Origin of the sequence: Colwellia sp. C2M11 (assembly GCF_018860915.1) — a bacterium.
Taxonomy (GTDB): Bacteria; Pseudomonadota; Gammaproteobacteria; order Enterobacterales; family Alteromonadaceae; genus Colwellia.
This window is the reverse complement of the sequence record NZ_JAHKQD010000028.1, coordinates 35616-58623: the sequence shown is the minus strand read 5'-3', so window position 1 is coordinate 58623 and position 23008 is coordinate 35616. Positions and strand designations below refer to the sequence as shown.

Below are 23008 nucleotides of genomic sequence, written 5' to 3'. Positions count from 1 at the left end.
ATTAGTAATTAACATAGAGAATGAATTTACCCCGATAAAACAGACACATTTTTTACGCAATTAACTGCTTGAAATTATTTTTTTCAACTGCGTAATAACTTGTACTAAAATGCATCCTTGTCGTATTTTAGTAAGGCCGTATTGTAGTATTTGTTAATCTAACTGCCAAGTGTTCCATGCGAACCTCAAGGAAACTTAGATAATTTTTAATAAATTTTTTTTGACTTGATAAAACAACAAAAAACTTGAAGCCCTTGTTATTACTAGCCTTCAGAGATAGCCATGTTTTTTAAATCATTTATTTTTGATGCATAATTTTTTTTTGAAATTCATAAAAAAATTAGAACTTTTACTCTATTTTTATAAATTTCAGTACTTTTTTTATGCAAATAAAAAAACAAAATGGTTAATATTTATACAAAAAAAGCCCTACTTTCACACGTTGAATTTGTATCTTTTTTGTTCATTCAAATATAAGAAATTACCCTAACTTTTCATTAAAATTTAACTGTTATTGAAATATTTTTTATCTAGTTCAGGTCTATTAATTACATCTATATAAATATTAATTAGAGCGAAATTTTATGAAAAAAATACTTGGATTAGTTTTATCAACATCGTTACTTTTTTATACATCCATAGCGAATGCAGATAAGGCCGTTTTAGCTGGCGGTTGTTTTTGGTGTATGGAATCTGACTTTGAAAAATTACCTGGCGTTACCTCGGTTGTTTCAGGCTTTACAGGGGGTAAAGTAAAAAATCCTACTTATCAAGGCGATCATCGCGGACATTATGAGGCAGTTGAAATAACGTATGATCCAAAAAAAGTAAGCTATCAAGGAATATTGGACCATTTTTGGGTAAATATTGATCCCTTTGATGCTAAAGGCCAGTTTTGCGATAAAGGACCAAGCTACCTAAGTGCCATTTTTGTTGCCAATGAACAAGAAAGAGCATTAGCTGAACAGACAAAAAAAGCTGTTGTAGCAAAGTTCCCAAATCAACTCGTTGTTACCCCTATTTTAGCTGCTGGTACTTTTTACCCTATTAAGGGAGATGAAAGCTATCACCAAGACTTTTATAAAAATAGTCCTGTTCGTTATAACGCTTATCGTTGGGGTTGTGGTCGAGATAAACGCTTACAAGAAATTTGGGGCGAAAACGCTACTCACTAGAAATATAATATAAAAGCATTAGAGAATATAATTCCCACTATATTGTTAAAAATTAATATAGTGGGATAATAACTAAATATTAGCTAAGCAAGGCTCAAACGATTCACTAGCTTTCGCCCATACCGGTGATTCATTACCATAGGGGTCAGTAAGTTGAAATCTAAGACCGCCAGGAAAAGAGAACATAGGTTTAGTAATTTTCCCTTCCACTGATTCAACAAGACGTAGAAATTATTCAAGGTTATCGCTTAGTAACACTAGCAAAGCAGATCCGCTAGCTGTTGTTAGCGTGAAGTCTGACTGATAAAAACCACCATCAATTCCTTGATTGGTAAATGCCGTATACTCAGGCCAGAAATCTACAAAGGACAATACAAATGCTTGCTCAAAAAAAACTTATACCAGTTTCATTGATTGAGCACTCCCTGATAGATATTAGTTATTTACATTAAATAATTTGAATTTTAGCGGCCAGGTTTAACGCTAATTGACGATAACCTTTGTCATTTAAATGGACACTATCTGACTTCATACTTCGCTGCTTAAGTAAATCAGGTAAACTTTTTAGATCAGACACCAACATATACTGGCTCGCTAACCTTTCATATAAGGGTAACGTTGATAAATTGATTGAAGGTTTGGGCACACCAACTAACATGACTTCTGCGCCATAAGACTGAATCAACTCAATCATCTGTGCCAAATTATGTTCAAGTTTTTCTTTGGATAAACCTTTAAGAATGTCGTTTCCACCATGGCATAAAATAACAAGGCTTGGTGTTGTTAATTTAAGTGTTTTGTCTAACCTCTGTAGACCTTTACTACTTGTTTCACCAGGTATACCTTCATTGATTACCGTGATACCTAAGGTTGTTTGTAAAATATTTGGATAACTCTTATTTACTGTCCCCCCTGTGCCTTTAGTAAGGCTATCACCAAAAGCAAGAATGACACTGTCTTGCGTTAATTTAATTGTTTTATTTTGCTCTGAACAACCAACAATAACAATAAACAAAAAGATTAAGATAACAATTGATTTAAATCGACAATACATATAATGAGTTACTCGCCCTTTGTGTACTTAGTAATGAAACTGAAGTTTTTATTAATTAACCTTAATATCGCCCTTTTCAGCCTGCATAACGATGGTATAGGGTAAAACAACTGTATCTGAAACGGCAGAGAAAACCGTATCAATAAACACTAAGGGAACATTATTAACAGAGCTACCTATGTTTTTTTTGTTACTTGGTTCCCCGTACATAAGACAAAGGTTGTATGAAATACCACTATAAATTCTTGGTATATCTTTACAATAACTTTTCTTGCCAAAATGAGAGATATTAATATGGTTATTGTAAGGATTAATCGTTTTAATTGTTGCACATGAGCATATAAACAAAGTGAACAAAAAAACAGTGAGTACTTTCATATCTGCTTACTTCTTAGGTGAATAATGGAATAAGGTATTATAAAACTAAAGCTAATTTAAAATGGAAAAGACTGTAAATGTGATGCTTGAATGATTTATTTGCAAGCACCACCGAGCCTAACACACTATTAATGAACAGTTTTACGGGAACTGATAATCACAAAAATTAGAGCAATTAATGCTGGTAACCCTTGTGTAAATATAATGCTCATTTTTGCAGTAAGGCCACCAAATATACCGGCAACGATGACACAAGATAAAAAGAACACTTTAATATCAAAACGACTGATGATCAGCCCCCAAAACAAGCCCGCGGCAAGAAAACCATTATAAAGACCTTGATTCATAGCAAGCACTGCTGATGATTCTGCGACTTCAGGCGTCATCAAAAATATTTTTTGCCCAATAGGGTGATTCCAAAAAAACATTTCTAAAACTAAAATGCCAACATGGCTTATTGCCACAAAAAAAACAAAAATATTTGCTAATAATTTCATATATATATTTTCCATATTCTCTCGATTGAGCAATTCGTTATTTATTATTAGTTCAAATACTATTTTCTGCCCAATATTCTTAGTATACGTATAAATAAATTAATAATATCCATATATAAAGCCGCGGCACTATCAACCGCGTTATCGTATGTTTTTGGGATCGCATTTGCTCTTGCCCAATCGTAACCAATATAACCACAGAAAATAACGGCAACAATCCAATCTAAAATGCCATGATGCGTATTAAATATAAATATCTCAATTAGCTCTACTACAATCACACAAAACAGAGCAATAGTAAGCCCCCCGGCTATTTTATTAAAAAACGCAGGATACATTGAACCTAACAACATCATAACAAAGGTTACCATGCCCGTAACTCTTATCGCTTCGAGAACAATGTCGGGGTTATATTGACTAACGACTAAATTAATAATTAGCCCAAAAGGAACAACCACAAAATTGTAACCAATAAAGCTAACTAATGGACTGTCAGATTTACGAAACAAATAAATACCGAAAAAACACGAGGCAAAATAACCAATAAAAAAAACTATTGGATTGATATTACTAATAGATTCAACTGAAATATTTTGCACCATAAACCAGTTAATGGCAAAACCCCATATCAGCGTCAAACCAATAACCAAGTTGTAAGTTGAAGCGCCTATTATTTTGTCACTCGTTTCTGTTCTACTAAATACATCTACATCCATTTCATTTCCTTATTTACATTAACTTCCCATAAGCCTAATCAACTATTTTATTGAAAAACCCATTACTGTATGTTTTGTTTTAGCGTTATTCATAGCTTAACGTTATATTTTTTAAAGTACAAAAGCATAATTGGTATTTCTATTGCCGCATAAGTTAACAGCGTAAACCAAAACCAGTTTACTGGATAAAATAACAAGTTGAATTGATGCCCACTTTCCCAGTAATTAAATCCAACAACGCACAAAGCAAAGCCAGATGTGAAAATGTCATAAAAAGAAATTCTATTAAAGCTGTTGCCTGCTAATTTTGGATAGATAGAGAAGTACGCAAGTAAAATAATAATTAAATTTAAGAATAAAATTGATAGCTCTGCTGAATACATTTTATTAAAACTCCTAATAACGCTAACAATAGGTAAAAAGCATAACTATATTTCAACCTGTGATGAAACGTCTTTATGCTTATTAATTTTATTAGTTAGGGCTTTAAGGTACTAGCCTAAACTTTGCAAACTAGGATAATTCACCTTGCAATACAGCCACAAAAGATGACTGAAATTGCTGCATAGACACGGTTATCATCTTTGTTATCCCCAACATTATCAGTAAAAGGTAGCATAGAAACCGCCGTAATTAGTAAATAAATCAATAATATTTTAATGATCACCTTTCGGTGGTCCGGTTGGTGCTTCATCTGCGCTGATGAAACCATCGTTATTTTTATCAAAATGCTTAAAGCGTTGTTCACCCGCCTTAAACTCTGACAATTCAACCTTATCATCATTATTTTTATCAAAGCGATTAATGAATTTATTGCTACTATTTAGCGATTTTTCTGTGTTTTTCGATATAGAATTGCTTAGTGATGAACTGCTTTGTAATGAACTAGGATTGTTATATTCACTTTTTACTTCTAATAATTCCCCTGTTGCAATACTAACTTCGCCACCACGCACTAAACGTACATAGTTTTCAACGCGAATCATGTCACCTTGTGGACCTCTAGACATTGGCTCGCCCGTTTTCGGATCACTACGCTGCGACCCCGCACCATGAACGTCCATTGTTTTACCTTGCATTTCACCTAAAGCTTTACCAAAAGCAACGTAAACAGCACCTGATTCTGGTACAGGGCCATCAAGGTGAGTCGTTGAACTCCAATAGTACGGATAATCTAGCTCACCACCTTCATTTTTAATTGATGAAGCCTTAAATATAGGGTCTATCGCTGCTGAATTTGAGGTTTCTGGTGAACGTGTGTAATCAACAATACTTTGTAGCTCTTTCGCATTAGGTAAACGCCAATCATTGTAACCAGCTAACGTCGATTGCTGTGCATATTCCAGTGCCTCTTGCCAGTTTAGTCCTTGCGTACTATCCGCTTGTTGCCACATTAGTGTTGTTGCAGTGTCTGATACCGTACCATCATTATTATCAACAAAACTGTTTTTGCCGTAATCAGTATTAGCTCGTACAAACCTAAAGTACATTTTATTAGCTGCTTTGCTACGTGGATTATACTTTGGATAACCTTTAATACGGCCATCAACAAAATTAACACCAAAAACCGTATCATCATTTTTCATTGTTTTAGCAACATACTCAGTACTCGACCAGGTTTGCGCGTCTATCTCACGTTCGCCCGAACTTGTATCACCAATAGGTTGAGTAAAGAATCTTGTGTCTATAAAAGGATAAAGCGCTTTTTCGCCTTTCACACTGCCTGAAAATTGAATTAACGAATAAAGCTCTTTAATTGTAGGTATGCGCCAGTCGCTATAGCCACCTAATTTCACTTCATTAACTTTTGTTAACGCTTCCTCAAAAGATAGTTTCTGTCCCATATCTTTTTGCCATACTAAGCTTGTAACATTATCGGTTATAGTGCCGTCATTATTGTCAGTATAAGACGGTGCATTAATGATATAACTTGAATCTTGCCCGAAAAACTTATCATTATCCGCCGGTAATGAAATAATATCATTATTGCTATAAGCAATTCGTTGCCCAGTATCAACAATAGCGTAGCTGCTATCTACTTTAGGCAAATTAGAAGTTGATATTAACGGTGCAGTTGGCACCGAAACAATGCCTGCTTGTATAACCATTAAGTCTTCACCAAAAATTACATTACCACGGTAATTCTTTTGAATTTCTTTTAAACTGGCAACCGTATCAACCGTAGTAGCATTAAAATGGGTATACACTAAATTTTTAACATTCGCTTGCTCTGCCATACTACTTGAGTCGGCTAAATTAAGATGGGCACGCTCTGTTGACTGTTTCCCTTTACCACGAAGACTTTGACTACCATTTTTATTAACTTTATTGCCTTTATTCGTATTACGACGTCCATCTTTCATTACCATACCGCCTGAATCTATAATCATAAAATCGGCATTTTTGGCTAGTGTTGGTAACTCGTCAGAATAAGTAAGATCTCCCGTAATAACAACCGCTTGATCTTGATAGTCAAAACGATAAGCAAGGGTATAAATAGTATGTGGTACCTTCAACGTAGTAACAAGAATATCGCCAATCTTAAAGGATTCCCCACCGGTTAAATCATTCACTTCAAAGGCTTTCACACGCTCTGAAATTTTTCGATTAGTTTTACCTAAGCGGTATGAGATATCCTCTTCATAAAAGTTTAAATTTGACTCGGTAAGCGTAACAGTATTAGGCGGCCCCACAATGTTGAAATCACCTCGCCCTAATAACAAACGGATGAACATAGGTACAAATTCTTCATTATGATCAAGATGATGATGAGTGAACATTAATGCAGAAAGGTTACGGACATCAAAACCTAATTTATTCAAATTAGCCTGTGTGCCGTTTCCCATATCGACTAAAATATGGGTATCACCTGCTGAAATTAACGTACTAGCACTTGCACGGCTTTCATTATAAATCGGCGAACCTGAGCCAATAATGGTCGCGGTAAGTTGCTCAGCAGCATTAACAGTTGGTAAAAAAATAAAAGCGGATAGAAATATCGCAAACCCCGATAGAAGTCCTGTAATGATGGTTTTTTTCATAGTAAACACCCAATATTGCAAGAATATAATGATTTCATATTCTTTAACTTGGGTGACTATACAAAGCTATGCAGTTGTTTTCAGGTAATTTACAAAACTTTACTCAAGCAAATAGCTATCTCCGTTATAAAATTGAAGTTCACACATGAGTACTATTAGTTATCTACTTTTTATCAGCTTAAGCAAAAAGATACTAAAATAAAATTTAATAACTAAATACTCAAAATGATAAATACCGCTTAATAACCTAACAATCGCGACATATCTTCCGCAGTAGCTTTAATTTTTTCATGAGCTGAATCTGAACTAACTAAACGTGAACCATCAAGAAAACCAATAAAAGGTACTACTAGTGCAGCAGCTATTTGACCTGTATCATCAAAAACAGGATAACCAATATCTTCAACACCTTGAGCTTGTGCACTGATAATTTTTTCAAAACCCTGCTCTGCTATTTTTGTCACTATATTGTTTAATGCTTTTTTATTCGGCTTAGGATGACTTTTAGGTATTCTCTTTAGCATCAACTCTCTTCTTTCAGGACTAGAAAATGCAAGTAGCAAATGACCTGAACAGGTATTCATTAAAGGCGCCTCAGCTCCTAACCTAACACTAAAAATACGAGTAGATGGAGAGTCTTGTTGAACAATAACATGCCCTTTACCCTCATAATAAATAACTAAATGACAAGACTGTTCAATTGTATATGAAAGACTTTGCATTAATGGGTTAGCTAAAGACGTTAATCTTTTTATTGGAGGAAAGCGATTAGATAAGCTAAACATTTTTAATGTTAATCTATACCTGTCACTCCCCATTGGCATTTCAATAAAACCGCGTTGCTCTAATACCGCTAACATCCTGAATAATTCGCCTACTGATTTATCGAGTCTGCGAGTAATTTCTGCGATATTAAGACCATCAACTTCATAAGAAAGTAATTCTAATAGATCTAAGCCTTTTTCAAGTGCCGGAGCTGAATAATGTTTCTTGCGTGAGCCAGTTTCTTTAGTGGTATTTTTTTCAGTCATTTGACTTCCATTTCAACAAGGTAGTTGAGTAGCTTAACTGTATTAATTGTAATTATAACTCATAATCAATCAATAAAAAAATTTGTATATATGAAATGAAATTTGTTATTCAAATCACGTAAAGTAAAAACTAATGTTCATCCAAATAAAAAATTCTATTTACAAGTTTCCACTTACTTTTAGTAGAGTTACCTTGCTCAATTTTCTGAAATTTCTCCATGAGTAACTCCCATTCTTGAACTCGCTCATTACCCAAATCACTCAGTGATTTTTGTTCGAAGCTAAAAGTCTCATCAACATCTAATATCATCATAAGCTGAGTACCCTGCCGATAAATAGCCATGTGCTTAATGCCAGAATCTCTTATGCTTTTAATAACTCCAGGCCATACATTACCTGCTTGATGATAAACCTCATACAACTTAATAAGTTCATCATCATCTTGAAGCTCTAATGTTAAACAATATTGTTTATTCATCGGTGGTTTTACCTCCTAGGTTGATGAATGAAATAGGCTCTATAGCCAAATATAGCGATAACAACAAAACATATCAGAGGCATAATGAATGAAGTTTGAACTGATGGAATAGATTGAATCAAAGGCTCAGCATCAATCAAAGACGCCTGTAACGGTGGCATTAGCGCCCCACCAACTATCGCCATCACTAAACCGGCAGAAGCTAGGCTTGCATCATCGCCCATATTTTGTAGCGCAAGACCATAAATAGTAGGAAACATTAACGACATACACGCGGAAACACCAATTAAGCAATATAAACCAGCAAAACCATTTAAGAAAATCACACCAACAATTAAACTGCTGCCACCAATGGCAAGTAGCATCAATAATTGTGCTGCCTTCATATAGCCAAGAAGGAAAGTACACAAAAATCGACTAACTAAAAATATACTCATGGCGATAATGTTATAGTTTTGTGCTTGTGATGACGTTAAGCCTACAACAGTCATGCCATAGTGAATAATAAAGGTCCAACACATGATTTGCGACCCAACATAAAAAGCTTGAGCAATAACGCCTTCCCTGTATATTTTATTTTTGAATAAACGCGCAAAGGTTGCTTTTAATTCATGCAAGGTTAACGGCGCCTTATGCGACATGGTATTAGGCAATTTATAAAATAAAAAAATAAAAAACAATACGGTAACAATAGTGGCAATGGCCACGTATGGACCTCTAACGGTTACCAAATCTGCAGCTTGCATTGCCTGATGAGCAATGGGGTCATCAACTGAAAAACTCTTTAATGCTTCGGTTAACTTACCATCAACCACCGATGGCAATAAATCATTATATTCTGGGTGAGCGGCTTTCTCTGCTGCTCTAAACTCTTCAACTTGTAACTTATTGAGGATTAGTGTCGAAGCAACAAACATTCCTGTTAACGAACCTATAGGATTAAATGCTTGTGCTAAATTTAAACGTTTAGTTGCCGTATCTGGATGTCCCATAGATAACACATAAGGGTTTGCTGTTGTTTCAAGTAAGGCCAAGCCACAAGTTAAAATACAAAGCGCTGCGAGAAAAAAGTTAAACTCCATATACATACTCGCAGGAATAAACAATATTGCCCCTGCAGCATATAGTACAAGCCCCAATAGAATTCCAGCTTTATACGAGTAGTTGCGGATAAAAATAGCCGCAGGAATAGCCATAATCCCATAACCTAAATAGAAGGCAAATTGCACCATACTGCTTTGCGTGTTTGATATGAGAAAAATGTCTTTAAACGCTTTAACTAAAGGGTTCGTAACATCATTTGCAAATCCCCAAAGCGGAAATAAAGCAGTAATCATTAAAAATGGAATTAACATCCCAGGTGCGACAAGCGAGTGTTTAGTGTCTGATTCAGCTAATACTTCAGAACTCGTATGTTTACTCATATAATTTTCCTTCAATGTAAATATTCAAATAATAAAGAATTAACGCACTTCATTAGCTTGAGGAATAAGGATCATCTCTAGCTTTAATACAAAATTAATCTGACATGATTACTTTCTAGCTTGTTAATGATATTCTGTATACTGAAGCGACCAAGCATCAGTATTAAAGCCAGCTTCACTGTATGATTTCATTGGACTATCAAGATCGACAGGGTCATTGTATTTTGTCATTAATTCCTTAAGCTTACTCTGCATATCTACTAGCTGCTTAGAATACTTGGGATTGGTAGCTATATTAATTAATTCTTCAGGATCATTTTGTAAATCAAAAAGCTGAGTTTCTTTTATCATTGGATAGTAAATATATTTTAAATCATCCGTTCTAACCATGCGTTGAAAATGACGGTAAGCACCATAAATATATTTATTCATTGAATCTTGTTCACCTGTTAATAAAGGAACAAAACTTTGTGCTTGTACAGTGTTAGGAATTTCAATACCTGCTAATTCAGCTGTTGTTGGAAAAATACTATTTAAATAAATACTACCTTTAAGTGTTTTTCCTTTAGTAATTTTTTTTCCCGCAATGATAAATGGGGCACGAACACTATGGTCATATTGATTTTGTTTACCTAATAATCCATGACGACCTACCGCTAAACCATGGTCAGAAGTAAAAACAATAAGGGTATTATCTGCATAAGGTGATGAGTCAAGTGAATCAAGTATCCGACCGATTTGCTCATCCAAATGAGTGATCATTGAATAGTATTCGCCGATAAATTGTTTTGTTTTATCTTTGTCTCTTGGAATGCTGAGTAATTTCTCATCTCTAATCCAAAAATCACCTTGATCTAATTGGTGTTGCTGCTTAAAAGAATTTGGCAACGGTATTGATGCTTTGGAATACATTTCAAGAAATTTTTTTGGTGATTGTCGTGTATCATGAGGCGCTAAAAAAGCGACATACATTAAGAAAGGTTTATCTTGAATTGCTTTATTTTTCTGCAAAAAATTAACAGCTTCATCAGCAATTAATTCACTCGTATGTTTCTTCGATGGGTAGGTTGCAGAAACTCTATTTTCAGAATCATTAATATCTAGCATGACAGCGTTATAATGATCATAAGTCATACCGCCTTCATGAACCGCTTTACCTACACTAAAACTTCGTAGCAATGCGTCTCGCGAGATGTGCCACTTGCCCGTGATAAAAGTTTCATAGCCAGCATTCCTAAATGTTTCTCCCCACAGTGGGTAATCAGGCCTAGCATTAAGAGGGATTTTTCGGTTTTGCATACCTGTTTCAAATAAATTTCGTCCTGTATTAATCATTGCTCTACTTGGAGCACAAACGGCTGGAGACCATGAGCCTTGATTATAGACATGTGTAAACTTTGTCCCTTGGGCAGCTAATTTATCCAAGTTAGGTGTTTTTATTACAGTATTGCCTGCGCTACCTAAAGCATCAAAGCTTTGATCGTCGGTTAAAATAAATAATATATTAGGTTTACTATTTTGTGCGTAAGCACTTGACATACTGAAAATTGTTAGTAGTGAAGCGCCAACAAATTTAACTAACATTCTATTGATTACCATGTTTGCCTCTAAATAATTGCTAATAAAAAACTGAAATAAAATATCAATCGAGTAAATTAATAACTAAAAGTTGTTCTTGTTGATTTCTCATAATAACCACCTCTAAGTTACCGCGCCATTTACGCGAACGGTATGAGGTCAACAAATCTTTAATAGTTGTAATTTTATCCATACCACCAAACTCACTATCGATAACACGTAAAATAACATCACCTTTTTTTAATCCGCTTAAATGCGCCTTACCATTAGGAACAATTTCTAGAATAAGCGCTCCTGCAATTTCGGGGATACCTAAAGCTGACTGTTCACCAAGTGTCATTACTGACTTAAAGGTCGCATCAAATAACTCCAAATCGGCTGAGTTAGAGACATCATTAGCATTGAGATATAAATTAGGGAATTCTGGTTTTTCTGCCTTTGCTTTTAACTTTTCACTTGTTACACCAAATTCATCCATAGGAAAGTTAGTAAAACCGACGGTTAGCGCGAGTGAATTTTTACTGACTTGATAATTACCTTTTTCAGGTGCTATAAATTTTGGGTCACCAAATTTTGAATGAGAGTCCAGTCCCAATTTTTGAGCTTTTAGTAAGGCTTGCTCGGTGGTAAAAAAGTTTTTATCGACTTCATTCCCCCAATAGTTATTTAATATTGGCTTGTGGCTTGCTAATACTATGTTGTGGCGGAAAGTATCATCACTGTTCTCAAACCATACATGAGGGTGAAAAGAGTTATTTAAAAGAATATTGTTTTCAACGGTGCGATTAAAGCCTTCACGCAATTTTAAACCGCCACTTAACGCAACATTATTGTAAATTTTATAGTTGGAAGAACCATCATCTAAATCTATATCCCAACCATGATCACACTGAAAGCGGTTGTTTCTTATTATAATTGGATTAAGTACGTCAGCTTTGTATAAATTAGGGTGCTCTTTAACTAATTTATCCATTTCAGCACGTTCTGGATGCCAAAAACGATCTCTGCCCCATGAATTAAATGCACCATGATCTCCGGTTTCTAACACAGTATCGAAAACATCGTTATATTCAATAATATGGCCGCCCCAAGTTCCTTCACTTACATTGATACCTGAGCGTGGTACTCGATAGATCGAGTTATGGCTAACCGTAATATCTGATGACATAGATAGCTGCACGCCAGCAACTTGTTTCTCAACTAAACCAATGTCGTGAATTAAATTATCACTAACAATTGAATGAGCAGGGTAGTTTTCATTTTTTGGCCCTAGCTTCATATCCATTTTAGTAATATCAACAAACTCATGGTATTCGAAACTAGGGGATCTAACGGCAGAGGCATTACCAACAAAACTAATAGCACTGGCCCCTATATCAAATATCTGATTGCCAGAAATATTAGCATTACGATTATAGTTGCTAACAAAAATGGCATTTCCGCCTAGATTGTTAAATTCATTATTAGAAATATGAATATTTTCTGTACCTTCTAATAATATTGCCCCACCTCTGTAAATAGCCCAATCACTGCGTAAAAGTGGCTCTTTAGTTTTCATAAATGTTTGATTAGTTTGGGTAAACGTTAAACCATGTATATTAATATGTTTTACTGGATTTTTTGAGTTACCGCGTAATTCTATTAAATTATCTAGCTGTGATATTTCAACTCTAGCATTACTTAAGTCTAAATCTGCGGGGGGATAAAAGTATAAGACCGACAAGTTTTGATCGAAATACCATTCACCAGGGGCATCTAACTCTTCAAATATATTCTCTACATAGCGGTATTTTTTATGCATAGGTGATTGACGGTTATTTTGAAAACCACCTTCAAGGGTCAGCTCACCTTGATTAGTAACCCCTTTGATTAAGTAATGCATTCCACCCCATCGTCCTTCGTGTAGAGCATGAACAAAACCACCTTTAGGATTTTTCCATGTGGCGACACGTTCAGGTGAAATGGCATCTGCAGCATAACCATTAAACACTTGTACCGATGAATCAAAATTAGGAAAGCGTGCGCTAATTTGTTTTTGTCCATTAATGTATAATTGGTCTATTTTATCAACCGAAAGTTGAGCTTTCATCAGTTGGTTATTAGTTTGCCAATTAACATCTAATAATTTTGCAGCGCTCAAGATTACCGTCGCATTTTCATCTGCACGGATGATAAAAGGCTGTTCTTTGGTTCCTGAAAATTCAGGACCCAGAATAATAGGTTTTGTTAAGTAATAGGTGCCAGAAGTTAGTCTTATTTCAACATTCTTTTTCGCTGATAATAATATTTTAGCTTTCGCCAGAGCGTCATCTAAGCTGAAACCATTTTTGTCCTGTTGGCTTTCAGGATAAACAATTAAGCGTTCTGTCGTGCTAATAGAAGAGTTACTTTCCTTTTCTGAACTTTCATTCATTCCTGAGCATGAAAATAAAAAGAGACTAATAAACGATATAAGAATACGCATTGACTACACCTAAGATTAAATTTGGATAATAATTGAAAAAGGAGATAGCTGAACTTGCTATCTCCTGAGCTATATTAAAAGATTAACTCCCTTTAAAATGAAGCCCTAACACCGAGAGTGAAACGACTGCCAACATCTTCTAAACCACGGTTAACACCTAATGAGTTAGTTTGTATTTGAACTTCATTAGTTAAGTTAAGTGCTTCAAAATCAATTGATATATTCTCTGTTACATTGTAACTAGCTGAAAAGTCTAACTGTTTATATTCATTAGTAAATGAACCATCACCAAAATAGTTAGTACCATTGTTTACAAATTTATCTCGGTAGTTATAAGCTAATCTTGCTCCGAAGGTTTCGTTCTCATAATAGGCAACCATGTTATAACTTGTTTCAGATAAACCATCTAAGGTCAATAGTGGACCATTTTCTGCTGTTTGAATTTCATCAGCATGAACCACAGTAAAGTTGGCCATAAAACCAAGACCTTCAACAATAATATCAAGTGGTTGCTGCCAGTTCACTTCAAAACCATACATGTCTGAGCCTTTACCGTTATCTGGCAAAAATCGTGTAAACGTTTCTGTTTTTGAATTACTGCCATCTAAGTTGGTATAAGTTACCTCTTCTTGGTTTGTTGAAGAAACAACAAACGAGTCAATAAATTTAACAAATGGTGAAACGGAAAGCATACCTGCTTCTTCAAAATACCATTCAAAAGACAAATCGAGTTGATCTGCTAAGTAGGCATCTACATTTGGGTTACTTGAGTTAATTGATTTAATGTTTACATTGATCGTTGTCGCTGGAGACAATACCGATAAATCAGGTCTAGACATAACTCGTGCCGCGCCAAATCTAACGATGACATCGTCAGAAACGTCATAGGCTAAGTTAAAGCTTGGCAGTACTTCAGTGTATGAACGGCTAACTGAGCTTTCAGAAGTGTCTACAAAAGTTTGGGCACCACCTTGGTCAAACTTAACTGTTGAAAAGTCAGGAATATTACCACTTGACTCTTGATCAGTTGAAACTACGCGAATACCAAAATTACCATTAAGTCGATCATCAGCACTGGTAAAGCTAAGTTTTGCATAGCCAGAAAATACATTTTCTTTGACATCAATTACGCTTGAACCACCTTCTGTAAGCGTGCCTGCTGCAATTAATTCAGCTAAAGAAACATGCGATAACAATGTATCTACATTAGCAGAAAGCCATTGTGTTGGGTAAGTGGCAGAACCACCATAACCATCAAAGAAATTACTTGGGCTATACACAGACATATAGTTAGCAGCATTAAAGCTCCCGCCTTCAATACTTGGATCAAATGTTTCACCTAAAAGGCCAGCCAGTGACTCTGAACTTACACCAATATTGCGAAAGCCATTAAATTTTTCTCTTGAGCTATATTTTGCACCGAACTCTAGATTATAAAAAGAAATACTATCTCCCATTTTCCATTCTATACTGTGTTTCACGTCAATTTTAAGATCAATATTCTTATCGCTTATTGGTTGGTCAAGAGCACCATTAAAGCCAAGTGAGCGAAAGCTATTACCGTCTAAAGGATCGTAACCTGAAGCATACGTTAATGTTGGTATACCAGCGTAGTCATCACTAAAGTCATAAGCTGCATTAGCACGGCCGATGACTTCATGTGAAAGTGACGAACTAACATTTTCAGATTTAGCATAAGCAATTTCCCCCGAAATAAGCCAATCATCACTAAGCTGATAATCAGAGCCTAAAGACACAGAGGTTAAAGTATCGTTTGAATCTGAAGTTCTGGCATTGTTACGGTTATCAACACCAATAACGCCTAAACTCTCAATTAAATCACCTGAAATTTGGCTATCATATACTGAACCACCAGCAACAACGTTAGTCCAACGGAATGAGTTCAACGCTTTAGCGCCAGCAATATCAAATTCTGAATATAAGCCCTCTAACCATATATCTACTTTATCAGATGGACGCCATTGCGCTGTTGCTAAAAAAGTAGTTCGTTCACGATCTTCTTGTGCTTGAGCAAAGTTTGTCGCGTGATCAAATTGATATCGTGAACCATCAATAGTGCCATTTAAATCATAATCCAAACCTTTCGCAGATTCAGAGGCAGGCTCTAGTCCAAAGGCTTCATAAAAATGAGATTCTAATGTCCGTTTATCGTAATGCGCGCCGAGTGTTATACCAAAACTATTATCGTCATTAACATTAGTATAAAGTACAGATAAATCAGGCGTTGTTTTCCCTGAGTTTTCTTCATAAATACCTTTGACACTTGCAATGAGCGAACTTTTACCTAAATCAAGGGGGCGAGGAGTTTTTACATTAACTGTTCCAGATAGAGCGCCTTCTTCCATGTTTGCAGAAGGTGTTTTATATACTTCTAATGAACTTACAAAGTCTGAAGGCAAAATAGTAAAGTCAAAGCTACGACCACCTGTAGCTGAAGGTAATGTTCTACCATTAAATTGAATACGTGTAAATGCTGGGCTTAAACCTCTTATACTTACATCGTCACCTTCACCTCTATTTCTAGAAATCTGGACGCCACTAATACGTTGTAAAGATTCGGCTAAATTTTGATCTGGAAACTTACCAATATCTTCCGCTGAAATAACATCAGCGACCACATCTAACGAACGTTTAACTTCGGTAGCTTTAGCTATACTACCTCTAATTCCTGTCACAGTTATCTTTTCAATTTCTTCTTTACTCTCTTCAGCAGATGCCTGGAACATAATCGGCATACTGAGCGCAGTAATCGCCATTCCCTTTATTGCTAAATTGACTAACTTCGCAGTCTTGTTATGTGCAAATCTATTAACACCTATTGAACTCTTCATTTTTATCTCCCCGTTATCATTAAGTTAACCTTCTCTTTAAGGAAGGTCTATTTATTTACATTTAGAATTATTTTTTGTATATAAACTAACTATAGACTCACACAATAATTTCATATATGCAAATCATTTTTACACTTAAAAGATATGTTTTTTTTAAATACTCCATATTATCAACACGTTAACTTAAAAAGTAAGTGTAAATATGAACTATTATATCGAATAAAAATTAAAAAAAGTTGACTTGTTTAACATTAAGACTTATGTTTTGTACATAAAATAATATTTTATATATAAAACATAGTGTATTGGATATATATTCACCACTGCAATACCTATAAAAATACCTAATTTGAAGTTTTAGAGGATGAAATAGACATGTCAAAATTTGTTTTACTGAATAATGCAGATAATGTTTTTATCTGTTGTCAAGCAGCAAAAGCAGGAGAAAGCGTATGTATTGATAAGCTAGAGTACCCCTTAACTACTTCAATAGATGTTGGTCATAAAATAGCTAAGAAAGCGATTAAAAATGGTCAAAAAATAATTCGATACGGTGTTCCTATTGGCTCTGCTATTTCTGATATAGCAGTCGGTGAGCATGTGCATTTGCATAATATGAAAAGTGATTACATTCCTAGCCATACCAGACAATCATTAGTAATTGGAGAGTAATATGAAAGGGTTTCTAAGATCAGATGGCCGTAAAGGTATTCGAAATACTGTCATTGTTGCTTATTTAGTAGAGTGTGCACATCATGTAGCAAAAACTATTGTTAACAAAATAGATCATGATGATGTACAACTTATTGGTTTTCCTGGTTGTTACCCAAATGACTATTCTTTACAGATGATGGAAAAGCTTTGTACACACCCTAATGTAGGTGGTGTAGTACTAGTTTCTCTTGGCTGTGAGGGTTTTAATCGTGAGAAACTATTACAAACTATTATTGACAGTAAACGCCCAGTAGAAACCTTAATCATTCAAAAATGTGGTGGAACCAAAACGACTATAGAGTTAGGTATTAAGAAAGGCACAGCTATATTAAATGAAATAGCAACAGCAGATCGCGCAGAGTTAGCCATTGAAGATTTAGTTATAGGTACAATTTGTGGTGGTTCAGACGGAACTAGCGGAATTAGTGCAAACCCAGCTGTAGGAGTTTGCTTTGATATGCTATTAGCTAAAGGGGCTACTTGTATTTTTGAGGAGACCGGTGAATTAATTGGTTGTGAACACATTATGGCTGATAGAGCTGAAACACCAAAATTAGGTAAAGCTCTAGTCACTTGTGTTGAAAAAGCTGAAAAATACTACACTAAAATGGGCTATGGTAGTTTTGCACCCGGGAACGCCGAAGGTGGATTAACCACTCAAGAAGAAAAATCAATGGGTGCCTATGCAAAATCTGGAGCGTCAAAGATTAACGGATTGATTAAACCAGGCGAGCTTCCTAATAAGAAAGGTTTATTTCTTATGGATGTCGTACCCGACGGTGAACCAATGTTCGGCTTCCCAAATATATCAGATAATGCTGAAATTGTTGAAATGATTGCCTCTGGCGCTTTATTAATTTTATTTACTACTGGAAGAGGATCTGTAGTTGGCTCGGCCATATCTCCTGTAATAAAAATATGCGCAAATCCTGAAACATATAATAATTTAAGCGAAGATATGGATGTGAATGCAGGATCAATAATTGAAGGTAAATCTACTGTTACTGAAGTAGGGGAAACTATTTTAGATCAAGTGATTAGTGTTGCTAGTGGTAATATGAGTAAGTCAGAACAATTAGGACACAAGGAGTTTATTTTGACTTATAAAGCCTTTAATGACACTGGAAAGCCTATTGCAATAGGCCCATCTTGCCTTAGGTAATGAGGAAGAGTTCATACCATTAATTCGAATAAGCTGAAATTAACTAAAATAATGAAACAGCTAAGATGTAAAACGTAACATTTTTATTAACAATGTAGTTAATGAAAGCGGTACTTAAAAGAAGTAATTACTTATGAATAATATTGACGATAAAAGACAACTCGGTAAAACCTCACTTTACTTATCAACATTGGGCTTTGGCGCTGCTTCAATGGGTAACCTGTATCAACCTGTGTCAGATAAAGAAGCAAAATCCACATTAGATAAAGCTATTAAATTGGGTATGACTTTGTTTGATACTTCACCTCGTTATGGCGCTGGTCTTAGTGAGCGCCGAATAGGAGATGCGTTAAGACCCTTAGCTCATGACCAGTATGTGTTATCAACAAAAGTTGGCCGATTGCTTAAACCTGACGCGAAAGCCGATATCAGTCAATTGCGTCATGGCTTTATTACTCCTATGCCCTTCGATGCCCATTATGATTACTCTTACACCGGCATTATGCGTTCATTTGAAGACAGTCAACAACGTTTAGGTTTAGCTGAAATAGATGTTTTGTTGGTACATGATCTGGGTGCTTATACGCATGGAGATAGTGACAAACGCTACTTTGACCAATTTGAGATTGATGGTTATAAAGCCTTAGATGAGCTAAGAAAACATGGCCATATAAAAGCAGTAGGCTTAGGTGTGAATGAAATTGAAATTTGCGAACGGGTCATGAATATTGGTCAGTTTGACTGCTTTTTGCTAGCGGGAAGATACTCATTATTGGAGCAAGCACCGCTTCAGCAATTTTTTCCACAATGTGAAGCTCATGGCGCGTCAATTATTTTAGGCGGCCCTTATAATTCAGGTATTTTAGCGACGGGGGTCAAAGGTAATAACACGCCTTATTATGATTATGAGCCTGCGCCACAGCATATTATTAATAAAGTTGCCAAAATTGAAGCAGTTTGTCATCAATATCAAGTCACCTTAGCTGCCGCTGCTTTACAATTTCCCTTGGGGCACTCAGTTGTTGCCTCTGTTATTCCTGGGCTAGGTAGTGCTAAACGTGTAGAGCAAACTATCGCGCTATTTAATGAGGTTATCCCTGCAGAGTTTTGGCAAACATTGAAAGATGAAAACTTGCTAGATAAAGACGCACCATTACCCTCCTCAGCCGGTACTGTGTAATGGCTAATTCAAAAATAGACAATAAACCCAATATAGCGCGCGTTGATAGTCATCAACATTTTTGGCAACTATCGCGGGGTGACTATCATTGGCTAACCCCTGAATTGTCGGTACTTTATCAAGATTTTCTACCTGGACAATTGGCTCCTGATCTTGAGCAGCAAAGTATTAATCAAACCATATTAGTACAAGCAGCTGCTACTGAAGAAGAAACACATTTTTTACTTAAAATTGCCGAGAATACAAGGTTTGTAGCAGGCGTGGTTGGTTGGATTGACATGGAAGACGTTAACGCAATAACAACCTTAGAACGTTTGGCTCAGAATCCTTACTTCAAAGGCCTTCGTCCAATGCTACAAGATATTGACGACGTGAATTGGATCTTAAACGATAAGTTTAATCTTATTTTTGAATATATGGCAAAAAAGCAATTAACTTTTGATGCGTTAGTTAACGATGTTCATTTATCAAATATTAAGAGCATTGCCAATAGACATACAACGTTAAAAATTGTGATAGATCATTGCGCTAAGCCAAATTTATCTACGCCACTATCTCGATTTTGGGAAAGACATATAACGAGCATTGCTAGCTGCAAAAATGTCTACATTAAACTGTCGGGCTTATTAACAGAAGCGCCTCATGGGCAAGTTGATGCCAATATTATACAACCCTATGTTGATCACATTATTCAAGAGTTTGGCTCAAACAGAATCATGTGGGGCAGTGATTGGCCGGTACTCAAAGTCAATGGTAACTATGACTCATGGATAGAGTTAACCCAATTATTACTCAGCAAGTATACAGATGAAGATAAACATAAAATTTGGGCAGACAATGCTCGCAAGTTTTATCAATTACCTTCACATTAATTATCAATTTAGGAATTAATTATGACATTAGAAAATAAAACGAAAGTTGCATTAGTAACTGGAGGTGCAAGTGGTATAGGTAAAAGTATTTGTTTGCGCCTTGCACAAAAAAATATAAAAATATTGGTTGCGGATCTTAATCTTGAAGCCGCTCAGATAACCGTAGAGGAAATCATCAGTGCAGGCGGAAATGCTGAAGCCTATGCTCTTGATGTAGCAAACAATAAAGAAGTATTAGCTTTACTTAAAAAAATTAATGAAGAACACACTATCGATATATTAGTTAATAATGCTGGCATAGCACATATTGGTAATATTGAACACACCAGCGAATCAGACTTAGATCGACTCTACAATATCAATGTTAAAGGCGTTTATAACTGTATATCAGGCACTATCGAGGCAATGAAAGCACAAAAAAGTGGAGTTATTATTAATATGGCATCTGTGGCTGCTTCCGTTGGTATTGCTGACAGATTTGCATATTCAATGACTAAAGGTGCGGTGTTAACTATGACGTATTCTGTTGCTAAAGATTACTTGGCTGATGGTATTCGTTGTAATTGTATATCTCCTGGTCGAGTTCATACCCCTTTTGTAGATAATTTTTTAGAAAATAATTATGCAGATAACAAAGCAGAAATGTTTGAAAAGTTATCAAAAAGTCAGCCTATCGGCCGTATGGGAACTCCTGATGAAATTGCAGGATTAGTCGATTATCTTTGTACAGATGATGCGGCATTCATTACAGGAAGTAATATTCCGATAGATGGCGGCTTTGTCACCTTAAATAATTAAGGTAACAGAACTTACTAAAATTTAACTGAACAACTGAAATTAAGAGAAAAATCAAATGAAATTACTTCGTTATGGACCTGTAGGTCAAGAAAAACCAGGAATTATGGATGATCATGGCAATATTAGGAGTTTACATAGTGTTGTTAGTGATATTGACGGTACGATATTATCAGATGATAACTTGCAACGTATTCAAGCTTTAGATTTATCAAGTTTACCAATAATCAGTACTGATATTCGACTAGGTGCCTGTGTGGGTAATGTAGGAAAGTTTCTTTGTATTGGTCTTAATTATGCAGATCATGCTGCAGAATCTGGTATGAAAATTCCAAACGAGCCTGAAGTTTTCACTAAGGCCACCAGTGCCATTTCTGGCCCTAATGATGACATAGTACAACCTAGAAACAGTGATAAGTTAGACTGGGAAGTTGAGCTTGCCATAGTTATAGGTAAACATGCTTCCTATGTTAGCGAAGAAGAAGCGACCGATTATATTGCTGGTTATTGTGTATGTAACGATGTTTCTGAGCGCACTTTTCAACTAGAAAAAGGCAGCCAGTGGGATAAAGGTAAAGGCTGTGATACTTTTGGTCCTATTGGACCTTGGTTAGTTACCAGTGATGAAGTGAAAGATCCAAATAACTTATCAATGCATTTAGCTGTTAACGGAAAGACATTTCAAAATGGTAATACCAAAACTATGGTATTCAAGCCCGCATATATTGTCAGTTATCTAAGCCAATTTATGAGTTTACAACCGGGTGATGTTATCTCGACAGGGACGCCTCCAGGTGTTGGATTAGGTCAAACTCCACCTTTATATTTAAAGCCAGGTGATAAAATCACTCTAAGTATTGAAGGTTTAGGTAGCCAAGAGCAAGTAGTTACATCACTAAAGTAGTGTGATTTTATTATATTAAAAACGCTATAAAAAATTGTTTACTATCGCAAAGGTTCATAACTATATGGAGTACAACACGTGTACTCCTTTTTAAATTCTGATAATTTTCTAAAAATCATAAAACAGTTCAAATTGAATAACTTTATAAGCACTTACTTCAACTGTTTTAGTAAACCGTCACTGGCATCTTCAACTAAATCTAGAACAAAACGAAAACCATTAGCGCCACCGTAATAAGGGTCTGGTACTTCCTCTTCGTCATGGTTATCAGCGAAATCTAAAAAAAGTTTAGCTTTATATTGTAAGTGCTCAGGTGCAATTTTATGAAGTTCTGCAAGGTTAGCATTGTCCATCGCTAATATAAGATCGAAGTTATCAAAATCTTGTACTGTCACTCTTCGGGCTTTAATACCTTTAAATGAATAGCCACGTTCAACACCTACTTTTTGCGCTCGATGATCAGGTTTTTCTCTAACATGAGCACCTACAGTACCAGCTGAATCAACCTTTAATGATAAACCTTCCGCTTGTGCTTTCTGCCTAAAAACAGCTTCAGCGCTTGGTGAGCGACAAATATTGCCCATACAAACAAAAAGTACACTCTTAACTGCTTTATAATTCATAAACTTATCAACCAATATATGTATTTAATATGTAATGTTTAGCATTTACCATGCGACATCCATTATTGCG

Annotated in this window: 20 protein-coding genes; 7 read left to right on the top strand and 13 right to left on the bottom strand. The window is 35.5% G+C overall.

Going from position 1 to position 23008, the window contains the following annotated elements:
• Window positions 1-584 precede the first annotated feature (584 nt).
• Window positions 585-1175: a peptide-methionine (S)-S-oxide reductase MsrA gene (gene msrA, locus KO509_RS08290; RefSeq protein WP_215972814.1), complete on the top strand. Its 591-nt coding sequence runs from the start codon at window positions 585-587 to the stop codon at window positions 1173-1175.
• A gap of 231 nt (window positions 1176-1406) precedes the next feature.
• On the opposite strand, the gene KO509_RS18005 is transcribed toward msrA, so the two are convergent.
• The 12 genes from KO509_RS18005 to KO509_RS08230 all read right to left on the bottom strand — a co-directional run bounded on the left by KO509_RS18005 (window position 1407) and on the right by KO509_RS08230 (window position 16688).
• Window positions 1407-1547, bottom strand: coding sequence for a hypothetical protein (locus KO509_RS18005; protein ID WP_252727455.1), 141 nt, complete (start codon window positions 1545-1547; stop codon window positions 1407-1409).
• A 76-nt stretch (window positions 1548-1623) separates the two neighbouring features.
• Complete coding sequence (locus tag KO509_RS08280) at window positions 1624-2229, bottom strand: GDSL-type esterase/lipase family protein (RefSeq protein ID WP_215972813.1); 606 nt, start codon at window positions 2227-2229, stop codon at window positions 1624-1626.
• 51 nt (window positions 2230-2280) lie between these two features.
• Window positions 2281-2607 (bottom strand): YceK/YidQ family lipoprotein, encoded by a 327-nt coding sequence (locus KO509_RS08275; protein ID WP_215972812.1) that lies wholly within the window; start codon window positions 2605-2607, stop codon window positions 2281-2283.
• A 128-nt stretch (window positions 2608-2735) separates the two neighbouring features.
• A complete protein-coding gene (locus KO509_RS08270) occupies window positions 2736-3104 on the bottom strand; it encodes a DUF1304 domain-containing protein (protein ID WP_215972811.1) in 369 nt (122 codons plus the stop codon).
• A 59-nt stretch (window positions 3105-3163) separates the two neighbouring features.
• The gene (locus tag KO509_RS08265) at window positions 3164-3820 is read right to left on the bottom strand and encodes a Bax inhibitor-1 family protein (RefSeq protein WP_159820052.1); all 657 of its coding nucleotides are present in this window, start codon (window positions 3818-3820) and stop codon (window positions 3164-3166) included.
• Window positions 3821-4476: 656 nt separating this feature from the next.
• Window positions 4477-6861, bottom strand: a complete 2385-nt coding sequence (locus KO509_RS08260) for a DUF1566 domain-containing protein (RefSeq protein WP_215972810.1) — start codon at window positions 6859-6861, stop codon at window positions 4477-4479.
• A 239-nt stretch (window positions 6862-7100) separates the two neighbouring features.
• Window positions 7101-7892 (bottom strand): IclR family transcriptional regulator, encoded by a 792-nt coding sequence (locus tag KO509_RS08255; protein ID WP_215972809.1) that lies wholly within the window; start codon window positions 7890-7892, stop codon window positions 7101-7103.
• Window positions 7893-8022: 130 nt separating this feature from the next.
• Window positions 8023-8370: an L-rhamnose mutarotase gene (locus tag KO509_RS08250; RefSeq protein ID WP_215972808.1), complete on the bottom strand. Its 348-nt coding sequence runs from the start codon at window positions 8368-8370 to the stop codon at window positions 8023-8025.
• Between the two features lie 8 nt (window positions 8371-8378).
• Window positions 8379-9794 carry an L-fucose:H+ symporter permease gene (gene fucP, locus KO509_RS08245; protein ID WP_215972807.1) on the bottom strand — a complete coding sequence of 472 codons (1416 nt, stop codon included), beginning with the start codon at window positions 9792-9794 and terminating at the stop codon, window positions 8379-8381.
• 123 nt (window positions 9795-9917) lie between these two features.
• On the bottom strand, window positions 9918-11378 hold the full coding sequence (locus KO509_RS08240; protein ID WP_252727454.1) for a sulfatase-like hydrolase/transferase: 1461 nt from the start codon (window positions 11376-11378) through the stop codon (window positions 9918-9920).
• Between the two features lie 58 nt (window positions 11379-11436).
• A complete protein-coding gene (locus KO509_RS08235; RefSeq protein WP_215972805.1) occupies window positions 11437-13836 on the bottom strand; it encodes a PDZ domain-containing protein in 2400 nt (799 codons plus the stop codon).
• 92 nt (window positions 13837-13928) lie between these two features.
• A complete protein-coding gene (locus KO509_RS08230) occupies window positions 13929-16688 on the bottom strand; it encodes a TonB-dependent receptor (RefSeq protein WP_215972804.1) in 2760 nt (919 codons plus the stop codon).
• A 375-nt stretch (window positions 16689-17063) separates the two neighbouring features.
• On the opposite strand from KO509_RS08230, the gene KO509_RS08225 reads away from it, so the two are divergent.
• The 6 genes from KO509_RS08225 to KO509_RS08200 all read left to right on the top strand — a co-directional run bounded on the left by KO509_RS08225 (window position 17064) and on the right by KO509_RS08200 (window position 22315).
• Window positions 17064-17360 (top strand): UxaA family hydrolase, encoded by a 297-nt coding sequence (locus KO509_RS08225; protein ID WP_215972803.1) that lies wholly within the window; start codon window positions 17064-17066, stop codon window positions 17358-17360.
• Between the two features lies 1 nt (window position 17361).
• A complete protein-coding gene (locus tag KO509_RS08220) occupies window positions 17362-18564 on the top strand; it encodes a UxaA family hydrolase (RefSeq protein WP_215972802.1) in 1203 nt (400 codons plus the stop codon).
• A 133-nt stretch (window positions 18565-18697) separates the two neighbouring features.
• Entirely contained in the window at window positions 18698-19744 is a 1047-nt protein-coding gene (locus KO509_RS08215; protein ID WP_215972801.1) for an aldo/keto reductase, read from the top strand.
• The gene (locus KO509_RS08210; protein WP_252727453.1) at window positions 19744-20616 is read left to right on the top strand and encodes an amidohydrolase family protein; all 873 of its coding nucleotides are present in this window, start codon (window positions 19744-19746) and stop codon (window positions 20614-20616) included. Before KO509_RS08215 ends, KO509_RS08210 begins: the two co-directional genes overlap by 1 nt.
• Window positions 20617-20637: 21 nt before the next feature.
• Window positions 20638-21414, top strand: a complete 777-nt coding sequence (locus tag KO509_RS08205) for a glucose 1-dehydrogenase (protein ID WP_215972800.1) — start codon at window positions 20638-20640, stop codon at window positions 21412-21414.
• Between the two features lie 55 nt (window positions 21415-21469).
• Complete coding sequence (locus tag KO509_RS08200) at window positions 21470-22315, top strand: fumarylacetoacetate hydrolase family protein (protein ID WP_215972799.1); 846 nt, start codon at window positions 21470-21472, stop codon at window positions 22313-22315.
• Window positions 22316-22467: 152 nt separating this feature from the next.
• Here the strand turns inward: KO509_RS08200 and KO509_RS08195 are convergent, their stop codons facing one another.
• The gene (locus KO509_RS08195; RefSeq protein WP_215972798.1) at window positions 22468-22938 is read right to left on the bottom strand and encodes a low molecular weight protein-tyrosine-phosphatase; all 471 of its coding nucleotides are present in this window, start codon (window positions 22936-22938) and stop codon (window positions 22468-22470) included.
• Window positions 22939-23008 lie beyond the last annotated feature (70 nt).